Source organism: Gemmatimonadota bacterium, assembly GCA_016719105.1.
In the GTDB taxonomy this organism is placed as follows: Bacteria; Gemmatimonadota; Gemmatimonadetes; order Gemmatimonadales; family Gemmatimonadaceae; genus SCN-70-22.
In genome coordinates, this window is the sequence record JADKAQ010000008.1 from 315,538 (window position 1) to 336,648 (window position 21,111).

General features: G+C 69.6%; 18 protein-coding genes. 9 read left to right on the forward strand and 9 right to left on the reverse strand.

Translation table 11 applies throughout. The annotated features are described in order from the left end of the window. Nucleotides 1–23: 23 nt before the first annotated feature. On the forward strand, nucleotides 24–1,679 hold the full coding sequence (locus tag IPN47_11835; protein ID MBK9408715.1) for an FAD-binding dehydrogenase: 1,656 nt from the start codon (nucleotides 24–26) through the stop codon (nucleotides 1,677–1,679). Here IPN47_11835 and IPN47_11840 read toward each other — a convergent pair. From IPN47_11840 to IPN47_11850, 3 genes are all read right to left on the reverse strand, one after another. Then, nucleotides 1,676–2,788: a sulfotransferase domain-containing protein gene (locus tag IPN47_11840; protein ID MBK9408716.1), complete on the reverse strand. Its 1,113-nt coding sequence runs from the start codon at nucleotides 2,786–2,788 to the stop codon at nucleotides 1,676–1,678. The genes IPN47_11835 and IPN47_11840 overlap by 4 nt on opposite strands. A 168-nt stretch (nucleotides 2,789–2,956) precedes the next feature. Beyond that, the gene (locus IPN47_11845; GenBank protein MBK9408717.1) at nucleotides 2,957–3,442 is read right to left on the reverse strand and encodes a DinB family protein; all 486 of its coding nucleotides are present in this window, start codon (nucleotides 3,440–3,442) and stop codon (nucleotides 2,957–2,959) included. A gap of 87 nt (nucleotides 3,443–3,529) precedes the next feature. After that, nucleotides 3,530–4,414, reverse strand: coding sequence for a formamidopyrimidine-DNA glycosylase (locus tag IPN47_11850; GenBank protein ID MBK9408718.1), 885 nt, complete (start codon nucleotides 4,412–4,414; stop codon nucleotides 3,530–3,532). 166 nt (nucleotides 4,415–4,580) lie between these two features. Here IPN47_11850 and hrpB point away from each other — a divergent pair, with 166 nt between their 5' ends. After that, nucleotides 4,581–7,169, forward strand: a complete 2,589-nt coding sequence (hrpB, locus tag IPN47_11855; GenBank protein ID MBK9408719.1) for an ATP-dependent helicase HrpB — start codon at nucleotides 4,581–4,583, stop codon at nucleotides 7,167–7,169. A 79-nt stretch (nucleotides 7,170–7,248) separates the two neighbouring features. Here the strand turns inward: hrpB and IPN47_11860 are convergent, their stop codons facing one another. Then, nucleotides 7,249–7,893 (reverse strand): hypothetical protein, encoded by a 645-nt coding sequence (locus IPN47_11860; protein MBK9408720.1) that lies wholly within the window; start codon nucleotides 7,891–7,893, stop codon nucleotides 7,249–7,251. Between the two features lie 74 nt (nucleotides 7,894–7,967). Then, complete coding sequence (locus tag IPN47_11865; protein ID MBK9408721.1) at nucleotides 7,968–8,411, reverse strand: hypothetical protein; 444 nt, start codon at nucleotides 8,409–8,411, stop codon at nucleotides 7,968–7,970. A gap of 159 nt (nucleotides 8,412–8,570) precedes the next feature. Here IPN47_11865 and IPN47_11870 point away from each other — a divergent pair, with 159 nt between their 5' ends. Then, nucleotides 8,571–9,029, forward strand: coding sequence for a hypothetical protein (locus tag IPN47_11870; GenBank protein ID MBK9408722.1), 459 nt, complete (start codon nucleotides 8,571–8,573; stop codon nucleotides 9,027–9,029). A gap of 3 nt (nucleotides 9,030–9,032) precedes the next feature. Here IPN47_11870 and IPN47_11875 read toward each other — a convergent pair whose 3' ends face one another. Next, nucleotides 9,033–10,289, reverse strand: a complete 1,257-nt coding sequence (locus tag IPN47_11875; GenBank protein MBK9408723.1) for a dipeptidase — start codon at nucleotides 10,287–10,289, stop codon at nucleotides 9,033–9,035. A 283-nt stretch (nucleotides 10,290–10,572) separates the two neighbouring features. After that, nucleotides 10,573–11,994: a hypothetical protein gene (locus IPN47_11880; GenBank protein ID MBK9408724.1), complete on the reverse strand. Its 1,422-nt coding sequence runs from the start codon at nucleotides 11,992–11,994 to the stop codon at nucleotides 10,573–10,575. Nucleotides 11,995–12,038: 44 nt separating this feature from the next. On the opposite strand from IPN47_11880, the gene IPN47_11885 reads away from it, so the two are divergent. The 4 genes from IPN47_11885 to IPN47_11900 all read left to right on the forward strand — a co-directional run bounded on the left by IPN47_11885 (nucleotide 12,039) and on the right by IPN47_11900 (nucleotide 15,623). Further along, complete coding sequence (locus IPN47_11885; GenBank protein ID MBK9408725.1) at nucleotides 12,039–12,425, forward strand: TIGR04076 family protein; 387 nt, start codon at nucleotides 12,039–12,041, stop codon at nucleotides 12,423–12,425. Continuing rightward, nucleotides 12,422–13,480 carry an aldo/keto reductase gene (locus tag IPN47_11890; GenBank protein ID MBK9408726.1) on the forward strand — a complete coding sequence of 353 codons (1,059 nt, stop codon included), beginning with the start codon at nucleotides 12,422–12,424 and terminating at the stop codon, nucleotides 13,478–13,480. The genes IPN47_11885 and IPN47_11890 overlap by 4 nt, the downstream gene beginning before the upstream one ends. 359 nt (nucleotides 13,481–13,839) lie before the next feature. After that, nucleotides 13,840–14,328, forward strand: a complete 489-nt coding sequence (locus tag IPN47_11895) for a hypothetical protein (protein ID MBK9408727.1) — start codon at nucleotides 13,840–13,842, stop codon at nucleotides 14,326–14,328. Further along, nucleotides 14,325–15,623 carry a dipeptidase gene (locus IPN47_11900; GenBank protein ID MBK9408728.1) on the forward strand — a complete coding sequence of 433 codons (1,299 nt, stop codon included), beginning with the start codon at nucleotides 14,325–14,327 and terminating at the stop codon, nucleotides 15,621–15,623. Before IPN47_11895 ends, IPN47_11900 begins: the two co-directional genes overlap by 4 nt. A 103-nt stretch (nucleotides 15,624–15,726) precedes the next feature. Here the strand turns inward: IPN47_11900 and IPN47_11905 are convergent, their stop codons facing one another. Next, the gene (locus tag IPN47_11905) at nucleotides 15,727–16,944 is read right to left on the reverse strand and encodes a hypothetical protein (GenBank protein MBK9408729.1); all 1,218 of its coding nucleotides are present in this window, start codon (nucleotides 16,942–16,944) and stop codon (nucleotides 15,727–15,729) included. A 174-nt stretch (nucleotides 16,945–17,118) separates the two neighbouring features. Between IPN47_11905 and IPN47_11910 the strand changes: the two genes are divergently transcribed. Both IPN47_11910 and IPN47_11915 read left to right on the forward strand, forming a co-directional pair. Then, a complete protein-coding gene (locus IPN47_11910) occupies nucleotides 17,119–17,790 on the forward strand; it encodes a hypothetical protein (protein MBK9408730.1) in 672 nt (223 codons plus the stop codon). Between the two features lie 44 nt (nucleotides 17,791–17,834). Further along, on the forward strand, nucleotides 17,835–18,914 hold the full coding sequence (locus tag IPN47_11915; GenBank protein MBK9408731.1) for a beta-lactamase family protein: 1,080 nt from the start codon (nucleotides 17,835–17,837) through the stop codon (nucleotides 18,912–18,914). Nucleotides 18,915–20,000: 1,086 nt separating this feature from the next. Here IPN47_11915 and IPN47_11920 read toward each other — a convergent pair. After that, nucleotides 20,001–20,879 (reverse strand): PEP-CTERM sorting domain-containing protein, encoded by an 879-nt coding sequence (locus tag IPN47_11920; protein ID MBK9408732.1) that lies wholly within the window; start codon nucleotides 20,877–20,879, stop codon nucleotides 20,001–20,003. Nucleotides 20,880–21,111 lie beyond the last annotated feature (232 nt).

Consider the following 21,111-nt stretch of genomic DNA (forward strand, 5'->3'; position numbering starts at 1 on the left):
GCGAGGGCGTAGAATTCTCGCCCATGACGACATACGATGCCGACGCGATCGTCGTTGGGGGAGGGCTGGCCGGGCTCACGGCCACCGCGGAGCTGGCCGAGGCCGGAAAGCGGGTCATTCTGCTCGATCAGGAACCCGAGGCGTCGCTCGGTGGGCAGGCCTTCTGGTCGTTCGGGGGGCTCTTCTTCGTCAACTCACCGGAACAGCGGCGGCTCGGGATCCGCGACTCGCGCGACCTCGCCCTCCAGGACTGGCTTGGCTCCGCGGGGTTCGACCGCCCGGAGGACGCCTGGCCCCGCCGGTGGGCCGAGGCGTACGTCGACTTCGCCGCGGGGGAAAAGCGGGCGTGGCTGCGAGCGATGGGGCACCGGATCTTCCCCGTGGTCGGGTGGGCGGAACGTGGCGGGAACCTGGCGACCGAGCATGGCAACTCGGTTCCGCGCTTCCATATCACGTGGGGGACGGGCCCGGGGTTGCTCGAGCCCTTCGAGCGCCGGGTGCGCGCGGCGGTGGCCGCAGGCAAGGTGACGCTCTGCTTCCGCCACCGGGTCACGGCGCTCAACCGCAGCGGCGGCGTGATCAACGGCGTGCACGGCGAGCGACTCGAACCCAGCGGTGTCGCGCGCGGCGAAGCCTCGTCGCGCCTTCCGGTTGGCGACTTCTCCTTCTATGCGCCGGCGGTGATCGTGACGTCGGGGGGGATCGGGGGGAACCACGCACTCGTCAGGCAGTCGTGGCCCACCCGGCTCGGCGACCCGCCGGAACGGATGGTGTCGGGAGTGCCCGCGCACGTGGATGGGTTGATGCTCGGCGTGGCCGAGGCGGCGGGAGCGCGCCTCATCAACCGCGACCGCATGTGGCACTACGTGGAAGGGGTGACCAACTGGAACCCCATCTGGCCCATGCACGGGATCCGCATCCTCCCCGGTCCGTCGTCGGTCTGGCTCGACGCCTGCGGGCGACGGCTCCCGGTCCCGCTCTTTCCGGGCTTCGACACGATGGCGACGCTCACCTACCTCCGGCGCATCGGCTACGACTGGTCGTGGTTCGTGCTGACCAAGAAGGTGATCGAGCGCGAGTTCGCGCTGTCGGGGTCAGAGCAGAACCCCGACCTCACGAATCGCGACTGGCGCCAGGTGCTGGGGCGCGCGCGCGGCGGGGTGCCGGCGCCGGTGCAGGCGTTCATGGACAAGGGGGAGGACTTCATCGTCGAACGGACCGTGGGGGCGCTGGCGCGGCGGATGAACGAGGTCGCCTGCGAGTCGTTGATCGATGCCGGCGAGCTGCAACGGGTGCTGGAGGCGCGCGACCGTGAGGTGGCGCATCGGTTCTCGAAGGACGCGCAGGTAGCCGCCATCCGCTCGGCGCGTGAATACATCGGCGACCGGTTGATCCGCACCGCCAAGCCGCACCGCTTCCTCGATCCCGCGGCCGGGCCGTTGATCGCGGTGCGCCTGAGCGTGCTGACGCGCAAGACGTTAGGCGGGCTGGAGACCGACCTGTCGGGGCGGGTGCTGGTGGAGAGCGGCGAGCCGTTAGGCGGCCTGTACGCGGCCGGCGAAGCCGCGGGGTTCGGCGGCGGCGGGATGCACGGGTACCGCTCGCTGGAAGGGACGTTCCTGGGGGGGTGCCTGTTTTCGGGACGGGTGGCGGGGCGGGCGGTGGCGAAGGCGGTTTAGCCGACGGTCTTCGCAACGTCCGGGTACTTCTCCGCCAGCGGAAAGTCACTCCCCTGCATGTCGCGCACGACCCACTGCGCCACCCGCGTCCGGATCTCGGCCGGGACGTTCTTGTAGCGATCGGCCGACCCGGAGACGAACAGCTCGGCGTTCGTCTGCAGGATGTGCGGCGGATGCATCTCGAAGTTGTCCTGGTGCTCCTGCATGTAGGCGAAGCCGCACTTGTGCACCACGGCCTTGAGTTCATCTGCATTGAGCGGGGGGACGCCGAGGAAGGCGGCGACCTGCTGCACGACCGCGCCGAGGTCCTTCTTCATGTCCTCGAAATACACGAACAGGACGTGGTCGGGTGACTGCTTCGCGCGCGTCCACCATCCCTTCACGTGGTCGGTCCAGGTGCCCCACCACATGTGCGCGGGCGAGGTGAACCAGGCCTCGAAGGCCGGGAGGTCGGGGGACATGCCGCCCACGTTGGTGTCGACGAAGTCGATGCAGCTGGCGAAGCACGACACCGGGTGTCGCGCCACGTAGATGTACTTCGCCTTGGCATCAAAGGGGCAGAGCGACGCAGGAAGATGCGTCTTGATGATGCGCGTCGGGCGTTCGGTGCCGATGAGCGGTGCCTGATCGATGGGGACGCTCTTCCGTCCCTCGATCCACGGCGAGATGGCATACATCGCGCCGCCAGTCTCGACGAGGTCGCCCTTGCCGCGCTTGAGCACCTCGTAGACGACGTTCTGCATCCACGTGGTCCCGCACTTCATCTGCGTGACCACGAAGACGTCCTCGGCTCTCGGCTGGTAGGCCGCCGCCTTGGCGAACGAGTCCGCGCTGCAGCTCCCGCCGGGGCCTGCGACCCCCTGGTGGGTGATGTGCGACTTGGCGAAGTCGAGCTTGGTGAACTTCGCGTTGAACTGGATCAGCGGGCGCAGGCGACGCGCGTGCGCGCGGAGCGTGTCCTTGAAGGCGTTGCGCCCGGCGAGCGGGAGCCCGTAGTAGGCCAGCCCGACCGTCTGTTCGTCCTCCCACTTGAGGACCGTGGCCAGGTACATCGTATAGCCGATGTAGCCGACGACGACGGCGCCGAGGAGCCAGAACAGGAGGGACATGGAAGCGGACGGGAGACGGGAGACGGGAGACGGGAGTTGAGCCGTCGGTGGGGTGCAGGACTGCGCGCCTTCTGAGCCAGAAACGTACCAACCAGCTTTTGGGTAACGGAGCGGAGCTCGCCCCGGACCGCTCCTGCGGCCGCCTCCCCATCGCTCCGGTGTCTCGCCCTACTTGTACGACATCCCGGCGAGGCCCAGTTGACGGCGCAGGAGGGAGAGCTGCCCGAGGTGATAGGCGTCGTGCTGAACCAGGAAGGCGATGACCCCCAGCACGGTCTTGTCGCTGATCGGGAAGCGCATGGTGGACGGCGCGTCGAGCTGCTCGGGGGTGAGCGACTCGAGCGCGGCCCGCAGAGCCGCCGAGACGGTGGCCCAGGCGGCGCGCGTCGCATCGAGCGGGAGCGGACCCTTCACGTCCTCCAGCGTCTTGGCCCCCGCGAGCGCCGGGGCGAGCGGGTTGTCGACGGTCTGTCCAAGCACCTTGAGGGCAAAGAACCGCGAATCGGCCATGTGGGCCGCGACGAAGGCCACATGGTTGGTCCCGTCCACCACACGCGTGGCCGCCTGCTCGTCGGAGAGCCCGTCCAGGCAGTTGCCGAAGAGGTGCGTGTTGAGGTCGAGAATGGCGGCGAGGGGGGTAAGGCGGGGATCCATGACTTGAGACGGGAGACGGGAGACGGGAGACGGGAGACGGGAGGTTCGATGGCGCGCTGGGCTGAGTGCTGCTGCAAGGCTCGTGGTTCAGCCCTCGTCGTTCAAGCTTCTCGGGAAGTCGTCCTTGAGCAACCGCGAGAGGGCCCGATCGGCGAGGATGCGCCCCTCGTTCTGGCAGCGGGCGCAGTAGTTGGTCTCGTTGTCGGCGTAGCGAATGCGCTGTACCGGGGCGCCACAGTCGGGGCACGGCTGGCCAAAGCGCCCGTGCACCGCCATCCCCTCGCGAAAGGCGGTGACCGTCTCGGGAAAGCCCGCCCCCACCTCATCGCGCGTGCGCTGGGTCCACTCCGTGAGAACGGCGACCGTCGCCAGGCGCAAGCGCTCGATGCTCTCGTCGTCCAGCCGCGAGGTGAGGAGGAGCGGGGAGAGGCGGGCGCGGTGGAGGACTTCGTCGGAAAAGGCGTTGCCGATCCCGCTGAACAGTCGGGGATCGGTAAGCGAGCGCTTGAGCGTGTGATTCTCGCGCCGCAGCCGCTCGGCGAAGGCGGCGTGCGTGGCCTCGAGCGGCTCGAGGCCGCCTCGGTCGATGGCGGCGAGCGCGGCCTCCCCCTGCACCAGGGTGAGCGAGGCGCGGCGCTTGGTCCCGGCCTCGGTGAGGATCAGGACCCCATTCGGGAAGTCGAAGTAGGCAATCCCCAGTTTGGCCGGGACCTTGCCACCGACCGCGCGCCAGCGCAGGCGCCCCGCGATCATCAGGTGCACGACGAGGAAGAGCCCATCGCCGAAGTCGAGGATGATGCGCTTGCCCATGCGACGCACGTCCACGACGGGACGACCGACGATCGCGTCGATGGGCGGGGTGACCGAGCGGAGGAGGAACGGATTCGACAGGCGCACACGCTCCAGCGTCCGCCCGACCACGTGGCGGCGCAGCGCTTCGCAGTACACCACGATGTCCGGTAGTTCGGGCACGTCAACGCCGGCAGACGGGAAGGAGCGAGCGACGCGAGCACCCCTGCGACCGTCGGGGGCCCGTGCACTGCGGAAGACGCGCAAGAGCGGCAGGCGGGCTGGATGGGTGCGCTGCGGCCATCCCGATACCTTACTCTCTCGCCGTCTTCCTCAACATCGCTGCGGCATGTCGCTCCCACCACTCCCCATTCTCGAGGCGATTCCAGCGCTGCAGGGCGCGCTGGAGCGGCACTCGTGTGCGGTGCTGCAGGCGCCGCCGGGGGCCGGGAAGACGACCGTGGTGCCGCTGGCGCTGCGCGGCGCGGCGTGGTTGCAGGGGGCGAAGATCCTCATGCTGGAGCCGCGACGGCTCGCCGCCCGCGCCGCGGCGCATCGCATGGCGCAGCTGCTCGGCGAGCCGCTCGCCCACTCGGTCGGCTATCGCGTGCGGCGCGACACGCGCGTGGGAGCGAAGACCCAGATCGAGGTGGTCACCGAAGGGGTGCTGACCCGCATGCTCAACAGCGACCCGACGCTCGAGGGGGTCGGGCTGGTGATCTTCGACGAGTTCCACGAGCGCTCGCTGCACGCCGACCTTGGGCTCGCACTCGTCAGGCACTCGCAGCAGCTGGTGCGCGACGACCTGCGCATCCTCGTCATGTCGGCGACGCTCGACGGCGAGCCGATCGCGCGACTGCTCGGCGGGGCGCCGATCGTCACCAGCGCGGGGCGCATGTTCCCGGTGGAAGCGCGCTGGCTCCCGCGGCGCAGCGACCAGCGCGTCGAAGGGGCGATGGTGGCGGCGGTGCGGCTGGCGGTGCGCGAGACCGAGGGGGACATCCTCGCCTTCCTCCCCGGGCAGGGGGAGATTCATCGTGTCGCCGACGCGCTCGCCGAGTCGCCGTTAGGCAGCGGCGTGACGGTACATGCGCTGTACGGCAACCTCCCCTTCGAGCAACAGGACCGGGCCATCGCCCCCTCGCCGCCGGGGCACCGCAAGGTGGTGCTGGCGACGTCGATCGCCGAGTCGTCGCTCACGATCGAAGGGGTGCGCTGCGTGGTGGATAGCGGGCTGTCGCGCGTCGCACGCTTTTCGCCGGCGGTGGGGATGACGCGGCTCGAGACGGTGCGCGTGTCGCGCGCCTCGGCGGAGCAGCGCGCCGGGCGCGCCGGGCGGCTGGCGCCGGGGGTGGTCTATCGGCTGTGGGCGATGGAGGAGCACGCGGGGCTGGTGCCGTACACCGCCCCCGAGATTGCCGACGCCGACCTGGCGCCGCTGGCGCTCGAGCTTGCAGCTGCCGGCGTGCGCGACGTGGGCGAGCTGGCGTGGCTCGATGCCCCGCCCCCAGCGTCGCTCGCCCGCGCCCGGGAGCTGCTGCAGTGGCTCGGCGCGCTCGATGCCACCGGGGAGATCACGGCGCACGGGGCGCGCATGGCCCAGCTGGCGGCGCACCCGCGCGTGGCGCACATGCTGCTCTCGTCGCGCGAGGGGGGGAGCGGGGACGGGAGACGGGAGACGGGAGACGGGAGTGCGAGCCTGCGGCTCGCGTGCGACCTCGCCGCGTTGGTCGGGGAGCGCGACATCCTGCGCGCGGATGGTCCGCAGCACGATGCCGACCTGCGCACGCGCCTCGAGCTGTTGCGCGCGCTGCGTCGGCGCGAGCGCCTGCCGAGCGACGTCCACGGGATGCGCGTGATTCGTGATGCCGCGAGGCGCGCGCTCGACGAGGCGAACGCCTGGCGGCGCGAGTTGGGGGTCGACGTGCGGCGCGATGGTGGGTCGGGCGCGGCCGGTGCCGAGGATTCCCTGGACGATGCAGGGCGCGTGCTGGCGCTCGCGTACCCCGACCGTGTAGCCCAACGACGCGATGCCGGCGCCGGACGCTATCTCCTGCGCAACGGCACGGGGGCGATGCTGCGTGACTCGCCGGCGCTGGCCCAGGCCGAGTACGTGGTGGTGGCCGAGTCGGACGGGCGGCGCCCGGAGAGCGCGATCTACCTCGCCGCGCCACTCACGCTGGACGACGTGCGCCGCGACTTCGGCGACGACATCAGCATCGACGATCAGGTCGCCTGGGACGACGACGCGAAGGTGGTGCGCGCCGTGCGCGTGGAGCGGTTGGGCGCGATCACGCTGCGCGAGGTGGCGCTGCGCGACCCGTCTCCTCCCCTGCTGGCGCGCGCGCTCCTCGACGCCGTGCGGCGCTCATCGTTGCAGCTCCTCCCGTGGGGCGACGGTGCCCGGCGACTGCGCGAGCGTCTGGCCTTCGTGCACGCGCACGACGCCACGTGGCCCGACGTGGGCGACGCGGCGCTGCTGGCGTCGCTCGACGACTGGCTGGCGCCGCACCTGGAGGGGATGCGTCGCGCGAGCGACCTCGCCGCCCTCGACCTGTCGTCGCTCCTGCTGGGGCGCCTGAGCTGGCAGCAGCGGAGCGCGCTCGACACGCTGGCCCCGAGTCATCTCGAGGTCCCGACCGGGAGCCGGATCGCGGTGGACTACGGCGATCCGGCGTCGCCCGTGCTCGCCGTGCGGTTGCAGGAGATGTTCGGCTGCCGGGAGACGCCGCGCGTGTTGGGGGGGCGAATTCCCGTCACGTTGCACCTGCTCTCCCCCGCGCACCGTCCACTGCAGGTCACGCGCGACCTGGCTGGCTTCTGGCGCTCGTCGTACAAGGACGTGCAGAAGGAGATGAAGGGGCGGTACCCGCGGCACCCGTGGCCGGACGACCCGATGGCGGCAGAGCCGACGCGGCGGGCGAAGCCCAGGAGCTAGCCCAACGCGTCGGGCACGGACGTGCAAACGGCGCCTGACGGCGCCGTTTGCATGCAACGAGTCCATCCGCGCCACTCCACTACTGGATCACGATGTACCGCTCGAGCCGGGAGACTTCGCCCGGCTTCACGTACTTCCCCATCTCGCGCCGGAACTGCTCGACCGCCTTGTACGGGCGGTACTCCTTGAATTCCCGCAGCATGCGGTTGCCGAGTCCCGGGATGGTGAGCAGGTCTTCATCGCTCGCGGTGTTGAGGTCCATCGGCACGAAGACGTAGCCGGCCATGCGATCGACCTCCTCGGGCTTCACGTACTTCCCCATCTCGCGCTTGAACTGCGCCAGCGCCTTGTAGGGGCGGTACTCCTTGAACTCGCGCAGCATGCGGTTACCGATGCCGGGCACGGAGAGGATCTCCTCGTCGCTGGCCGTGTTGAGGTCGAGGTGCAGCCAGAGCTTGGCGTACGTCTGCGCCTGCTGCTCCTTGCTGAGCCCCGCGAGCACCGTCGTGAAGTCGGACGGGCGCAGGAAGGGGCGCTTGCCGATGATCGTCTTCGCCAGTTCCGGCGTGATGTTGGGGACCGCGGTGAGCTCAGCCTCGGTGGCGAGGTTGGGATCGAGCATCCCGGCGGTGCGCCCCACCTGCGCGCGGGCGCTGGTCGCGAGCGTTGCAGCGGCGAGGGCGGTGACGAGCGCGCCGGCGATCGTGCGGGTCAAGCGAGACATGCGACTCCTCCAGATTGGGTCAGGGACTCAAGGCGAACGGTGATCATCAGGGGTTTGGCGAGGCGGGTTGCGGATCAGGGGGCGTTAGGCACCCGCCCGAGCGCCGGATGTCGGTACGCCCAGGCGAGGCCGATGAGCCCGAGCTGTACCATCGCCCCCGGAGCGAGCGCCGGGGTCGCGCCGGTCATCACTTCGCGCCAGAGCGCCCACCCGGCGGCGCCGGGGCTCATCTCCAGCTCGAACTCCATGTTACCCGTCACATGGAAATAGACGCCAAGGACGCCGCTCACGATGCACAGCCACATCGCGGCGCGAAGGCCGCGAATGCTCGACGCCGAGCGCGTGGCCACGAACCACCCCTGCGTCCCGAGCACGAGCGCGAGCAGGACGAGTGGCCCATACTGCCGCCAATCCTCGAAGTGCCCCAGCAGGAGCAGCTCGCCCTCGGTCCCCACCGCCCCGACGGCGAGCGTGGCGAAGAGGATGCGTCGTAAGGTGGCGATCGTTTCGTCGGTCATGGGCGCGTGCGGGGAGTCTGTGGCGTCCTCTGCGAGATGAGACGTCGACACTCGGGAAATGTAAGAGCTACCGTCGCCCGCTCGCCGCCGACCGGGAGCCATCGACTATTCGCGGGAGGGCTTCTAGACTGGTCGTGACTCCCTCATCCGGGCACGAGCATGGCGTTGGTACAACGGGACTACATCCTGCGCATGATCGAGCGCATCGCCGCCGCGATCGCGCGCATCCTCAAGCGCAAGTCCGACGGCGACCTGATGGGGGCGCGTCAGGAGGTCCATCAGGCCACCGTGGAGCTGCTGGGCCCCGCCTCGGCGATGGCGATGATGGTCGACTCGCGCACCGCCGCCAACCTCGTGAGCGATCCGCGACGGCTGCGGCTGTGGGCGCGCCTGCTCGAGGAGGAGAGCGCGATCCTGCGCGAGATGCAGCATGACAAGGAGGCCGCCGCCGTCGACCGGCGCATCGTCGAGCTCCTCCTCGAGGCGTGGAGCCGCGAGAAGGAGTGGGACGAGGAGATCCACGGCGTCTTTGCCGCGGCGCGCGCGCGCGGCGGGGCCGCCGCCATCGACGCCGGCTTCAAGGCGGCGTTGACGGCGTGGGAAGGCGAGCAGCGTTAGGCGCTACGGCGCGTCGCTCGCCACCTTCTCGGTGAGGCGCGCGACCCCTGGCTTCTGCGTCTTTTGCAGCCGCCGGGCCACCGCCTCGGTCTTGCGCATCACCCGCAGGAGGTTCCCCCCCATGATCTTCTTCGCATCGGCGTCCGAGTAGCCGCGCCGCAGCAGCTCGGCCACCAGGTTGGGGAACTTCGAGATGTCCTCCAGCCCCGTGGGGTGCTGCTCGATGGCGCCCAGGTCCGCGCCGATCCCCACGTGGTCGACGCCGATGAACTTCACGATGTAGTCGATGTGGTCGACGTAGCGTTCGAGCGTGGTGGGGGGGACGCTGTTGATATAGGCGCCGAAGGCCGAGTCGGCCTTGGCGGGTTCGGCAGCGAACTGGACGCGCAGCTTGCGCTCCACCTCGAAGACGTTGCGCATGAGGCGCGCGCCGGTCGAGTCGACGAAGGCCGGGTAGGCGTTCACCATCACCACGCCATCCTTCTTCTTCACGAGCGTCAGGATCGAGTCGGGGACGTTGCGCGGGTGGTCGGCCAGCGCGCGCACCGACGAGTGCGAGAAGAAGAGCGGCGCCTCACTCAAGCGCGCCACGTCGCTCATCACGCCGTCGGACACGTGCGAGATGTCGACCATCATCCCCAGCCGGTTCATCTCCTTCACCACCTCCTCGCCAAAGGGGCTCAACCCGCCGTGGCGCGGCGCATCGGTGGAGGCGTCGGCCCAGGCGGTCGTCGACCCGTGCGTGAGGGTCATGTAACGCACGCCCAGCCGGTACACATCACGCAGCATCCCTAACGAGTTGTCGATCGCGTGCCCGCCTTCGATGCCGATGAGCGAGGCGATCTTTCCCGTGCGGTGGATGCGCACGATGTCGTCGGCCGTGGTGGCGTAACGCAGGCGCGGCGAGCGAGCGATCATCCGGTGGACCATGTCGATCTCCTCGAGCACCATCGTCCCCGCTCCTTTCCCCTCGTACCCGGACGGGACGTACGCGGCCCAGAACTGCCCCCCCACCATCCCCTTCACCGCTCGCGGCAGGTCGGTGTCGAGGTCGGGGAGCCCCTTGTCGGGATCGTAGCGCTCGAGATCGAACCCCGACCTGAGGCGCGACATCTCGGGGAGGTCGTTGTGCGTGTCGATGAACGGCGCCTCGCGCATGAGGCGCCGGGCGCGCGCGAGGTACGCGTCACGCGGTGCCTGGGCCGCGATGCAGGGCGCCGCGAGCAGCGACGAAAGGGCGACGGCGAGGAGCGGGCGCATGGCAGCGAGGGGCGAAGTGGGATCGGGCGGGCGCACGGTGCGTAAAGAATGGGGCTCGCCGCACGCCGCTGTCCATGCTCGCGATCTCGCGATGCGCACCACAGCCAGCACAATGGCCAGCACGCTGGCCAGCACGCGCCACTCATCAAGGTGTCGCTGCCGTCCACCGGGCGATTCACCCTGAAGGCCAAGGTCACCGGCGTCAGGTATTGCGTCGACCCCTGGGGCCCGAGGAGACGTGCGAACAAGTGGAGGAACGGCAGATGGGGGGAGCGCTCCGCACCTAACGCGCGCCGCGCCCTTCCCCTCGCCCGAACCCCGTGACGATCGCCACCGCGATCGCAAGCACCAACGCCCACGCGTACGTGTTCATCATCCCGATCGCGAGCGGCGCCACGCGCGGCATGCCAAAGTCGGCCCCCGACGCGCTGGCGCTCGAGGCGAGGATCGTGGGCAGGAAGTACGGCAAGAGAAACGGGTACGTGCACACCGTCATGTCGAGCAGGTTGGCCCGGCGATAGGGGCTCAACGCCGCCCGCTCCCCGAGCTCGCGGGCGAAGGCGCCGACGGTGAGGATGGCCACCACCGAGTGTGTCGTCAGGAGCACCGCAGCCGAGACCGCGGTCACGATCCACACCTCGGCGCGCCGTGGCGAAACGGTGGTCGTGCGCGCCCAGGTGAGGACCCCTTCCACCGAACTCGACGCCTGCAGCGCCCCCACGAGGCCAATGAGCAGGATCGTGAAGATCGAGACGCCGAGCCCGCGCGAGATGCCATCGATGATGAGCCCCTTGGCCCCGAAGGCAGCGGCATCGATGTACAGCACCCGGGCCGGCGCGATGAGGCCGAGGGCCATGCCCAGCCCCAGGGCGAGGACGATCCCGGCGAACAGCCCCTCGAGCAGGTGGCGCCGCCGCACCAGCATCGTGATGACCACGAGCGGCACGAGGAGCATGGGGAGGGCGGCACCACCCGCCGCACCACCCGCCGCACCAGTCGCCGCACCGAGCGGATCGCCCGCGGCCCCCGGCGTGAGCGCACCTAACGAGGGGGCGCCGCGCAGGGCCAGCACCACGCTGGCCACGAGGGCCAGCGCCCCGGCCGGGATGACGTACTTGAGGCGCGCTCGCACCGTACCGGGAACGTCGGTGAGCTGCGAGCCGGCGCTGGCGATCGAGGTGTCCGAGACCGGTGAGATTGAGTCGCCGAACGTCGCCCCCGCCAGGATCGCCCCCATCAACACCGCAGGCGGTGCCGCCAGCGCGCCCCCCGCGGGATAGAGGAGCGGCCCGGCCAGCATGATCGTCCCGAAGCTCGTCCCGGTGGAGGTGGACACTACGCAGCAGATCAGGAACGCCGCCCCGACGTACGCCGCCCCCGTCAGATGCAGCGAGCGCGCCCCCCACACCAGCGCCTGGACGAACCCCGACTCGTTGAGCACGACGCCCAGCACCCCGCTCAGGAGCCAGGCCATGATCATCAGCATGACCACCGGCTGCGCCATCGCGGCAATCACCGTCTCGCTGTACTGCGTGCGGTCGCGCGCCAGGGCGAGCCCCAGCGCGAGCGCTGCCAGGAGGATGGGCCAGAACCCTTTTTCGTCCGGCGCCCCCGACAGCGCCAACCAGGCGACGCCGGCGAGGAAGAGGACGAACGGGGCGAGCGCGCCAGCCAGGCGGCCGTGGAATTCGAGGGGGGGACGCACGGGCGTTATCATACAGCGCGCCCCAACCCCGGGAAGGAGCCTGCATGGAACCCGCGACATCCCACGCCGACGATCGCTTCACGCTGTACGACCTGCGCGTGGAGGTCATCGCCACCGAGCGACCGATGGTGTGCAACCATCGCGCGGGTGACTGGTTCGAGCTCTCCGGCGAGAACCTCCGCTTCCCCGACGGGCAGTCCTTCCCGATCTACTCGCTGGCCGGAATCCTCCCCATCCTCCCGGCCAAGCAGCGCGAGACGCATCCCGCCGATTGGATGACGACCGACACCGACATCGCCTGTGTCGATCCCCACTGCGGCGCGCGTTTCCGCATCACCCGCATCGGCACGCGCACCTTTCGGCACGGCGACGTCACCGTGGTCCCGATGGCGACCTCGGACGCCGGCACCCCAGAGGCGAACGCGCGATGAGCCCGCACTCCGCCACACACATCGACCTCGCCCCTAGCTATCGCATCTCGCGCCTCATCAAGGGCGGATGGCAGCTGGCGGGGGGGCACGGTACGATCGATCGCGCCCAGGCCATCGCCGACATGCAGGCCTTTGCCGAAGCGGGGATCACCACCTTCGACTGCGCCGACATCTACACCGGCGTCGAGGAGCTCATCGGCGAATTCCTGCGCCAGTGGCGCCCGGGGCACCAGCGCGCCGGCGAGCAGCTGCGCGTGCACACCAAGTTCGTCCCCGACCTGGGGGCGCTCGCTTCGCTCACCGCGCACGACATCCGCCGCATCATCGACCGCTCGCGCGAGCGTCTGGGCGTGCGCGCCCTCGACCTCGTGCAGTTCCACTGGTGGGATTACGACATCCCGGGACTCCTCGACACGGCGCGCTACCTCGATGCGCTGCGCCAGGAGGGGAAGATCCGCCACCTCGCCGTGACCAACTTCGACAGCGTGCACCTGCGGGCGTTGCTCGAGGGCGGGGTCCCGATCGTCTCGCACCAGCTGCAGTACTCGCTCCTCGACCGGCGCGCCGCCGGGACGATGACGGCGCTCTGCCGAGCCCACGGCGTGGGGATGCTCGCCTTCGGCTCACTCGCGGGCGGCTTTCTCTCGGAGAAGTGGCTCGGCGTCGAGGAACCGTCCGAACCGCTGGAGAACCGCTCGCTCACCAAGTACAAGCTCATCATCGAGGAGTTCGGGGGGTGGGCGCTCTTCCAGGAGCTGCTGCGGGCGCTCGACGCGATCGCGCGGCAGCACCAGGTGCGCATCGGGACGGTCGCGATCCGCTGGGTGCTCGACCAGCCAGGGGTCGCAGCCGCCATCATCGGCGCGCGCCACGCCGGGCACCTTGGCGCGACGCGCGCCGCCCTGTCGTTGCAGCTCACGGACGACGATCGCCGCTCACTCGACGCCGTCCTGGCGCGTGCCAGCGGCCCCACGGGCGAGGTCTACCACCTGGAGCGCGACCGCACCGGGCGCCACGGGCGCATCATGCGGTACAACCTCAGCACGGCGCACTGAGCGACCGGAGGGCGCGGCCGGCTCGCGGCCGTGGCGCGCTGCGGAGGGCCACGCACGCCGCGTCGCGAACTCGTCCCCCGTCCCCCACCACCTGACTCCAAACAGCGCCACCCAGCGCCACCCAGCGACACCCCACAGTAACCGACAGTCAGCGCCGAACGAGCCGGCCGTCGTCCGGCACGTCCAGCATCAGACGGGGCCGGCTCGCGATTGTGGGGCGCCAGACGCGCTCCGCGGAACCAACGCCCCCCGAAACGGGTCGCAAGGAGCGTCCTGACTGGCATCGTAGTGCAGGCGACGACCGTCGCCGCCCCCCCGCACGGCTGGCGGATCGCCGGATGCCCTCTACAATCAAGCACATGACCAGACGCCTCCTCGCGATCGCACTCGCGGGACTCTCCCTCGGCTGTGCGCAGGACCCCGTGATTCCCACGATCGGCGAAGAGCCCATCGTCCTCTCGCTCGGGTTCAGCACCAAGACCTTTCGCGTCGGCAAGCCCGACACCATCAGCGTGATTGCCACGAGCGCCCTCACCAGCGCCGCACTCGTGGCCTACGGCACCGACTGTCGCTTCCTGGTGACCATTCGATCGGCGACCGGGCAGGTCGTCGTTCCACCGAACGGACAACGGCTCTGTATCCCGCTCGTCAGCCCGGTGGTCGACACCTTTCCGCCCAACGGCGTCATCACGCGCAGGTTCGTGTGGACCGGCCGCTCCGACTTCGTCCCGAGCGGGACCACGACCACGGTGCTTCCGGCCGGGACGTACTACATCTCCGCTGCCATCAACGCCCTCAACTACACGACCATCGCCCCGGCGGTAAAGGTCGACCTCCTCGCCCAATGACCAACCTCTCACGTCACCTCGGTACCGTCGCCGTCCTCTCGCTCGTCGTCAGCTCCGGCGCCGTCGCGCAGGCCAAGGGAGGCACCGACGACGCCCACTGGGCCAAGGTGCGCCGCGTCCTGCGCACCACACCGCTCGTCGACGGGCACAACGACCTCCCGTGGTACATTCGCGAAGAGGTGAAGACCGCTCCGCGCGACGTGGAGGCGTACGACCTGCGCACGCGCACCTCGGGGAACACCGACATCGCCCGCCTCAAGCAGGGAATGGTCGGCGGTCAGTTCTGGTCGGTCTACATCCCGGGCGAGGTCAAGGACTCGGGCTACGCGCGCATCCAGCTCGAGCAGATCGACATCGCCAAGCGCATTATCGCCAAGTACCCCGACGCCTTCAGCCTCTCGCTCACCGCCGCCGACGTGCGCCGCGCCAAGGCGGCCGGCAAGGTCGGCTCGCTCCTGGGCATGGAAGGCGGGCACGCCCTCGAAAACTCGTTAGGTGCCCTGCGCGCCTACTACGACCTCGGCGCGCGCTACCTCACGCTCACGCACAACGTCACGCTCGACTGGGCCGACGCGGCGCAGGACAAGCTCCTGCACGGCGGGCTCACAAAGTTCGGCGAGGAAGTCGTCCGCGAGATGAACCGCCTGGGGATGCTCGTCGACCTCTCGCACGTCTCCCCCGGCACGATGAGCGATGCGCTCAACGTGACCGAGTCGCCGGTGATCTTCTCGCACTCCGCGGCGCGCGCGCTGGTCGACGTGCCGCGCAACGTCCCCGACTCCATCCTCCAGCGCCTCCCGAAGAACGGCGGCGTGGTGATGGTCGCCTTCGTCCCCGGCTTCACCTCCAACAAGGTGGTGGCGTGGAAGCAGGCACAGGGCGAGCAGGCCGAGGCCGCCCTCAAGCGCCACGCGGGAGACAGTGCCGCGGCGAGGCGTGACCTGAAGGAGTGGGAACGCACGCACCCGTTCGTGAACGCCACCATTGCCGACGTCGCCGACCACATCGAGCACATCCGCAAGGTGGCCAGCGTGAACAACGTCGGACTCGGCAGCGACTACGACGGCACCGGGAACGAACTCCCTGACGGGCTGGGCGATGTCTCCACCTTCCCCGCCTTGCTCGTCGAGCTCTCCAAGCGCGGCTGGAGCGAGAGCGACCTGCGCAAGGTTGCGGGGGAGAACGTGCTCCGCGTGATGTCGGAGAATGAACGCATCGCCGCGAAGCTGCGTCGGCAGCGCCCCGCGTCCACCAAGACGATCGAGGAGCTCGACGGACCGCGCCCGAAGATGTAGGCGAAGGGTCCGATGGGAGGCGCGCCGCCGCGCGCCGTACGAACGACGGGGGCCCCGGTGCATCGCGCACCGGGGCCCCCGTGGCATTCGGTCGATCAACGCGTCAGCGCGCGGCGAAGACGAGCGAGAAGCGCCCGCCACTGGTGCGCCCCTCACCATCGATGGTCGAGAAGCTGCGTCCTTCGCGGCGGATCGTGAGGCGCCCGCTCGCCACCCGGTCGTTGATGCGCCGAATGTCGAACTCGACGCGCCCGCCGGTCGACGTCCAGCGCCCCTCGATGCTCACGCGCTCGCGTCGCGACTCGAGCAGGAGTCGCCCGCTGCGGTCGTCGTCGAGTTCGACGCGCGCCCGTGTGATCTCCAGGGTCGGCCCCACATCCTGCGCCAGCGTCCCACGCCCACGTTCGTCGCCGTCGAGGGCACTCGCGCCCCCGAACGGCCCCTCACCGCCGCCGAGGCCCGGGCGATAGTCGTTAGGCAATCCGCGCCCGCGGAACTCGAGCGTCCATGCGCCGCGCTCCCCCGAGCCGTCGCCGTCGATGCGCTGCACCTCGTCGGCGTCGCGCAACACCAGCGTGAGCGTCCCCGACGCGGTGTAGCCGAAGATCGCGCTCACGCTCACCTCCACGCGTCGCTCCTGCACGCGGCGCACGCGGCCGCGGATCTCCCCCTTGGTGGGCTCGTCCACGTCGAGCACCACTTCGCCCCCCGTCCCGATCCGGGCGCGCACGATCGAGAAGGCCCCCCCGCGCACCCCCGACATGCGCGCGAAGCCATCGCCCACGGCGCGCGAGTCGAGATTGCGATACACCTGCGATCCTGCCCCGGCACTCCAGCTGTCGAGACGCCCGGGACGCCCGGGACGATCCGGACGGTCGGGACGATCGCCCTCGTCGATCACGGTGCGGTCCTCGACCTCCAGACGGGAGACCCCCGCACGACCGCTCCACGACAGCGAGAGTCGCTGCGGAATCATCGCGTCACGATCCGCATAGGCCAACATCCCTTCGCCACGCACGGCGCCCCCCTCGGCCTCGCGCAACTCGATGCGGTCGACGTTCCCCATCCCCTGTCGGCGCCACGTCCCGCGCAGCACGACCGTGGAGTTGCGCAGCACCACGGTCGCCGCAAAGTCCGCGTTGCGGCGCAGCGTCAGTCGCACCTCACGTACGTCGCGCGTGTTTCCGCGCTCACCCTCGAGCGTCCCGCGCCCGGAGAGCGTCGGGTTGCGCTCCTGCGCCTGCCCGCTCGTCGCCACAAGGCTGGTCGCCATCACCAGTGCCGACCGCCCGGCCATCGCTCGCATCACGGAACTCCGCATCGTCAGCTCCAAAGCCGTGAACCGTCCGAGACATCCCATGCCATCGTACCGCGCGTCGCGCGATGCGGTTCCGATGTTCCCCCGTTGTTCCCCCGTGCGCAATGGATGCGCATGTTTGCACCACGCGCGCCCATCTTAGCGCCTTCGAGCCTTCCTGTCTTCCACTCGCGTTTCGTGCCCGCTCCTCCGCGTCCCACCAACCAGGCCATCGCGCAGGCATCGATAGGGGGTGCGGTCTTCTCCGCCCTCCCCGACTTCCTGCTGTCGGCCGTGTGCCTGTACACCTGGCTCCACCCGATGACGTTCGACCCGCAGCTGGTGAAGCGCCTCACCGTGCTCACGCTGCTCGAATTCGTCATCGTGCATTCGGCGCCATTCACGGGGTTGGTGGCCCTCTCCGAGCTCAAGACGATCCTGAAGACGGCGGCGCTCGTCGGCCTTGGCGCATTCTACATGCTCTTTGCGTGGGGCTTCTCCGTCGGCTTCGACTCCAACTGGCCGGCGATCGCCTTCTTCGCCCTCATGCTCAATCGCCTGCTCCCCGTGCTGCTGGGGGCGGTCCCCAGCAGCGCACAGAAGACCTTCATGGCGACCTGCTGGGGACTCGGCGTCGTTGCGTATCTCGGGACCATCTTCGCCGCGGCGCTACTCCCCATTCCGGCACTCGGCATCACCGCCGACGTCATCGCGGCGCAACACTTCACCTCCGGGGGCATGTGGCCCGAACAACCGTATCGCGCGCTCTTCATGGGGACCGTGTACTTCGCGCTGGTGGGGACGTGGGAGATCGTGGGGATGGCGGCCATCGTCCGACGTTCGACACGCCACGCGCGCGCCCCGCACTGACGTCACGCATCGTGCGCGCGCGTGGCACGCGTACCGCGTCACGCATGCGGCGTCAGTTCCTCGCCGGCGTCACGTGTGCCCTCGCGCTCGCCGCCTGCGAGCGTCCTCCCCAGGCCACAACTCCCACGCGCCCCACGCTCGAGGCACTCTTCGCGCGCTTTGCCGCTGCCGGCATGCCAGGGGCGAGCGTCCTCGTCGTGCGACACGATTCCGTGCTGGTACGGGAATCGTTCGGCTTGTCCGACGTCGAGGGCAACGTCGCGGCGACGCCGGCGACCAACTATCGCCTCGCGTCGCTCACCAAGCAGTTCACCGCGACGGCGATCCTCCTGCTCGCGCGGGACGGCGCGCTGTCGCTCGACGACGCAGTGCGTGATCGCCTCCCCGAGCTCCCCGCGTACGCGCGTGATGTCACCATCCGCCACCTGCTGACGCACACCTCGGGACTGTGGGACTACGAGGCGTTCGTCCCCGATTCGCAGGTGCGCCAGGTGCACGATGCCGATGCGCTCACCCTCGTGAGCACGCGTGCCGAGAGCCTGTACTTCGCGCCGGGGACATCGTGGCGTTACTCGAATACCGGGTACGCGCTTCTCGCCCTCATCGCCGAGCGCGTCAGTGGCCAGCGCTTCGCCGACCTGGTGCGCGAACGGATCTTCGTCCCGCTGGAGATGCGCGACACCTACGCCCACGAGGAAGGGCGCACCGACATTCCGCGCCGGGCGTGGGGATACACGGTGCACGGTGATTCCGTCACGCGCACCGACCAGAGCAACACCTCGGCGGTCCTGGGCGATGGCGGCATCTACTCGTCGATCGACGATCTCGCGCGCTGGGACGCGTCGCTCCGGCGTGCACCGCTGGTGGGCGACTCACTCTGGCAGCAGGCGACGACGGCGTTCGTCCTGGGCAACGGGACGCCGACGGAGTACGGCTTCGGGTGGTTCGTGGAACGCTACAAGGGACATGCCCGCCTGCGACATCACGGGGAGACGCGTGGTTTCACCAACGCGATCTCGCGGTTCCCCGACGATGGACTGACGATCATCGTCCTCACGAATCGCACCGGCTCGGCCCCGTGGGAGATCGCCGATGCGCTCGCCGACCTCTACCTCTCCCCCTAGAAAACCGTCACCTGCAACGCTCCCGCCGGGGGAAGGATGTGGCGTCGGCCCGATGAGGCGACGGGGTCGCACGTAGCGGAACAGCACTGAGCGGAACGGCACGCAGACACCGGCGGTCATTCTCGCACGGAGTTGGTAGCCACCTCCCCGATTCGTCCGTGCTCGGTATGCGATCAGCATGCGATCGGCACACGATCGATGCGCGAGCGCAGTGCGACGCGCCGATCACGATGGGGGTCGAGGGGAACTCGCCGATGGGGGAGGGTGGGCGCGAGATCGCAGGATGGACTCGCGCAATTGCGCGGCGCGTCTTACAATTACGCAGGCGGAGAAGTCAACCGCCCGAACGAACGTATGCGGCACCAGGGTCTCCGGGGATCCTGGTGCCGCGTCGTTTCCGGGACCCCCGTCAGCAGCAAACAGGTGCCTAACGTCGATTTCCCTAGGGAAAATGGCGCCTAACGCCGCCCGGCGATGTGCGATGCACGGCGTCCGGCGAGCCCCCCCGTGCGGTCGCTATCCACCCACCGTGGTCCTTCCGGCGTGTGGTCGTCGCCCCCGGTCGCGCCCCCTCGGCAGCGCCGGACGGAGGTGTCGACCGAACTTTTTTTCGGACGGCGGGCGGCGCCGCTCCCCGAATCGCTCGAGGTTGTGCCACTCGGAGAGACGCGCTGCGGCGCGCTCGCAGTGCCGATCGGGTGGGGGACGGACAATGGAAAGGCGGGACCACCGCACACCCGCAGGTTGCTATCGGCGCGCATGCGGACGGCAGCGTACGCATCCAGCGAACGCATGCCGCGCGATGACACGCCGCTGGCGCATCGACCTCAGCGCGCACGGGTGGGCGAACGTCGCGTACGTCTCGACCGCGCGTCGCGTTGTTCACCACCGTGCCCACTCGAGAGCGGTGCACGGGTGCGCGCGCCCTCACCTCGCGACGCCGTAGGCGTCGCGCGATGTCGAGCGCCATGGTGCACCCTCGGCGCCGCACCGCCTCTCAGCACAACCGAATCGCGCCGGGAAAAGGAACAGCGGGGCCAGGCTCCCCCGCCTGGACCCCGCCGTGGTTCGCCAAGCTGACCTGGGTTAGGCCGTCTCGTCGCCCCTGGTGCGGCGACGACGCCGCGCCATCGCCCCGCCGATGCCGGCGAGGCCGCTCCCGAGCAGGATCATCGTCGCGGGCTCCGGCGTCACGCTCGAGCGCAGCTCGAAGTTGTCGTGCACCGCGAGGACCGGGTCGTTGTTGAAGCCGAGGGTGACGTTGTCGGCAAAGGCCTTGTACGCGTGCGGCCAGTTGCTCCCCACCCCGATCCCGATGCCGTAGACCACCGCATCGCCTAACGAGTAGCAATTGGTGCCATTCCCCCACGCCGACGGCGAGGCCGTCTTGAGCGGAATCCCCGGCGTGATCCCCGGCGGGTTGCTGCAGTCGTCGATCGTGTACCCTTCGCCCGTCACGAAGCGCCAGAACATCTGGTTCGTGGCGTTCTCCGAAATCCACTGGTTGGTCGGGGCCGGCTGCGCCAGCGTGTACCAGCGCTCCCACACCAGCTCGCTGTACACCGGCGCGCCGATCGACCCGCTGCGCACGTACAGGCGCAACGCGGGCGACTGCGCCTCCCACGGCGCGTCCCCCGTTTGCCCCATCGCCACGCGGTACCAGTCAAAGCCGACCTGCGTCAGCTGCGAGAGCTGCCCCCACCCCTGCGTGGTCGCCGGGTTGCCCGAAAAGAGGTTGAACCACCCCCAATCGGCGAGGTTGCCGCTCACGGAAAGCTCCAGCGACCCGTTGCCGTTGCGCGGGTTCGTCCCCGTGATCTGAGAAGCGCCACCCGAACCGCGAACATCGCTGACCCACGGACCGCCCGGATACACCGTTCGCTGCGCCTCGACCCCGACCGGGATCGACACCAGCAGCGCCACCGCGGCCACTGCACCCCGCAGGGTGCGCGTCATCGTACGCATGGAAGCTCCTTCGAAGTCCTGCTCGACAGGGCGCCGTCCGGCACCCTGCAACTCGGCTCAGTCGCTCGACCCGGCATTTCATGACGGGCGATTGGTGAGCTACGTCACAATCCAACATAGGCAAGCCGTATGCCTCGGCTGTCCAGAAGGCTCCCCCCTCTATTGAAAGGGGGCCCCGACAGCGACGCGGGTGGATGGCCGGACCGGCAGGATCCACAAGACGTTGCCTGTG

Coding starts and splice junctions, on each gene's coding strand:
- IPN47_11835 (MBK9408715.1), top strand. CDS start 24: ATGACGACATACGATGCCGACGCGATCGTCGTTGGGGGAGGGCTGGCC.
- IPN47_11840 (MBK9408716.1), bottom strand. CDS start 2,788: ATGTCCCTCCTGTTCTGGCTCCTCGGCGCCGTCGTCGTCGGCTACATC.
- IPN47_11845 (MBK9408717.1), bottom strand. CDS start 3,442: ATGGATCCCCGCCTTACCCCCCTCGCCGCCATTCTCGACCTCAACACG.
- hrpB (MBK9408719.1), top strand. CDS start 4,581: ATGTCGCTCCCACCACTCCCCATTCTCGAGGCGATTCCAGCGCTGCAG.
- IPN47_11860 (MBK9408720.1), bottom strand. CDS start 7,893: ATGTCTCGCTTGACCCGCACGATCGCCGGCGCGCTCGTCACCGCCCTC.
- IPN47_11865 (MBK9408721.1), bottom strand. CDS start 8,411: ATGACCGACGAAACGATCGCCACCTTACGACGCATCCTCTTCGCCACG.
- IPN47_11870 (MBK9408722.1), top strand. CDS start 8,571: ATGGCGTTGGTACAACGGGACTACATCCTGCGCATGATCGAGCGCATC.
- IPN47_11875 (MBK9408723.1), bottom strand. CDS start 10,289: ATGCGCCCGCTCCTCGCCGTCGCCCTTTCGTCGCTGCTCGCGGCGCCC.
- IPN47_11885 (MBK9408725.1), top strand. CDS start 12,039: ATGGAACCCGCGACATCCCACGCCGACGATCGCTTCACGCTGTACGAC.
- IPN47_11890 (MBK9408726.1), top strand. CDS start 12,422: ATGAGCCCGCACTCCGCCACACACATCGACCTCGCCCCTAGCTATCGC.
- IPN47_11895 (MBK9408727.1), top strand. CDS start 13,840: ATGACCAGACGCCTCCTCGCGATCGCACTCGCGGGACTCTCCCTCGGC.
- IPN47_11900 (MBK9408728.1), top strand. CDS start 14,325: ATGACCAACCTCTCACGTCACCTCGGTACCGTCGCCGTCCTCTCGCTC.
- IPN47_11905 (MBK9408729.1), bottom strand. CDS start 16,944: ATGCGGAGTTCCGTGATGCGAGCGATGGCCGGGCGGTCGGCACTGGTG.
- IPN47_11915 (MBK9408731.1), top strand. CDS start 17,835: ATGCGGCGTCAGTTCCTCGCCGGCGTCACGTGTGCCCTCGCGCTCGCC.
- IPN47_11920 (MBK9408732.1), bottom strand. CDS start 20,879: ATGCGTACGATGACGCGCACCCTGCGGGGTGCAGTGGCCGCGGTGGCG.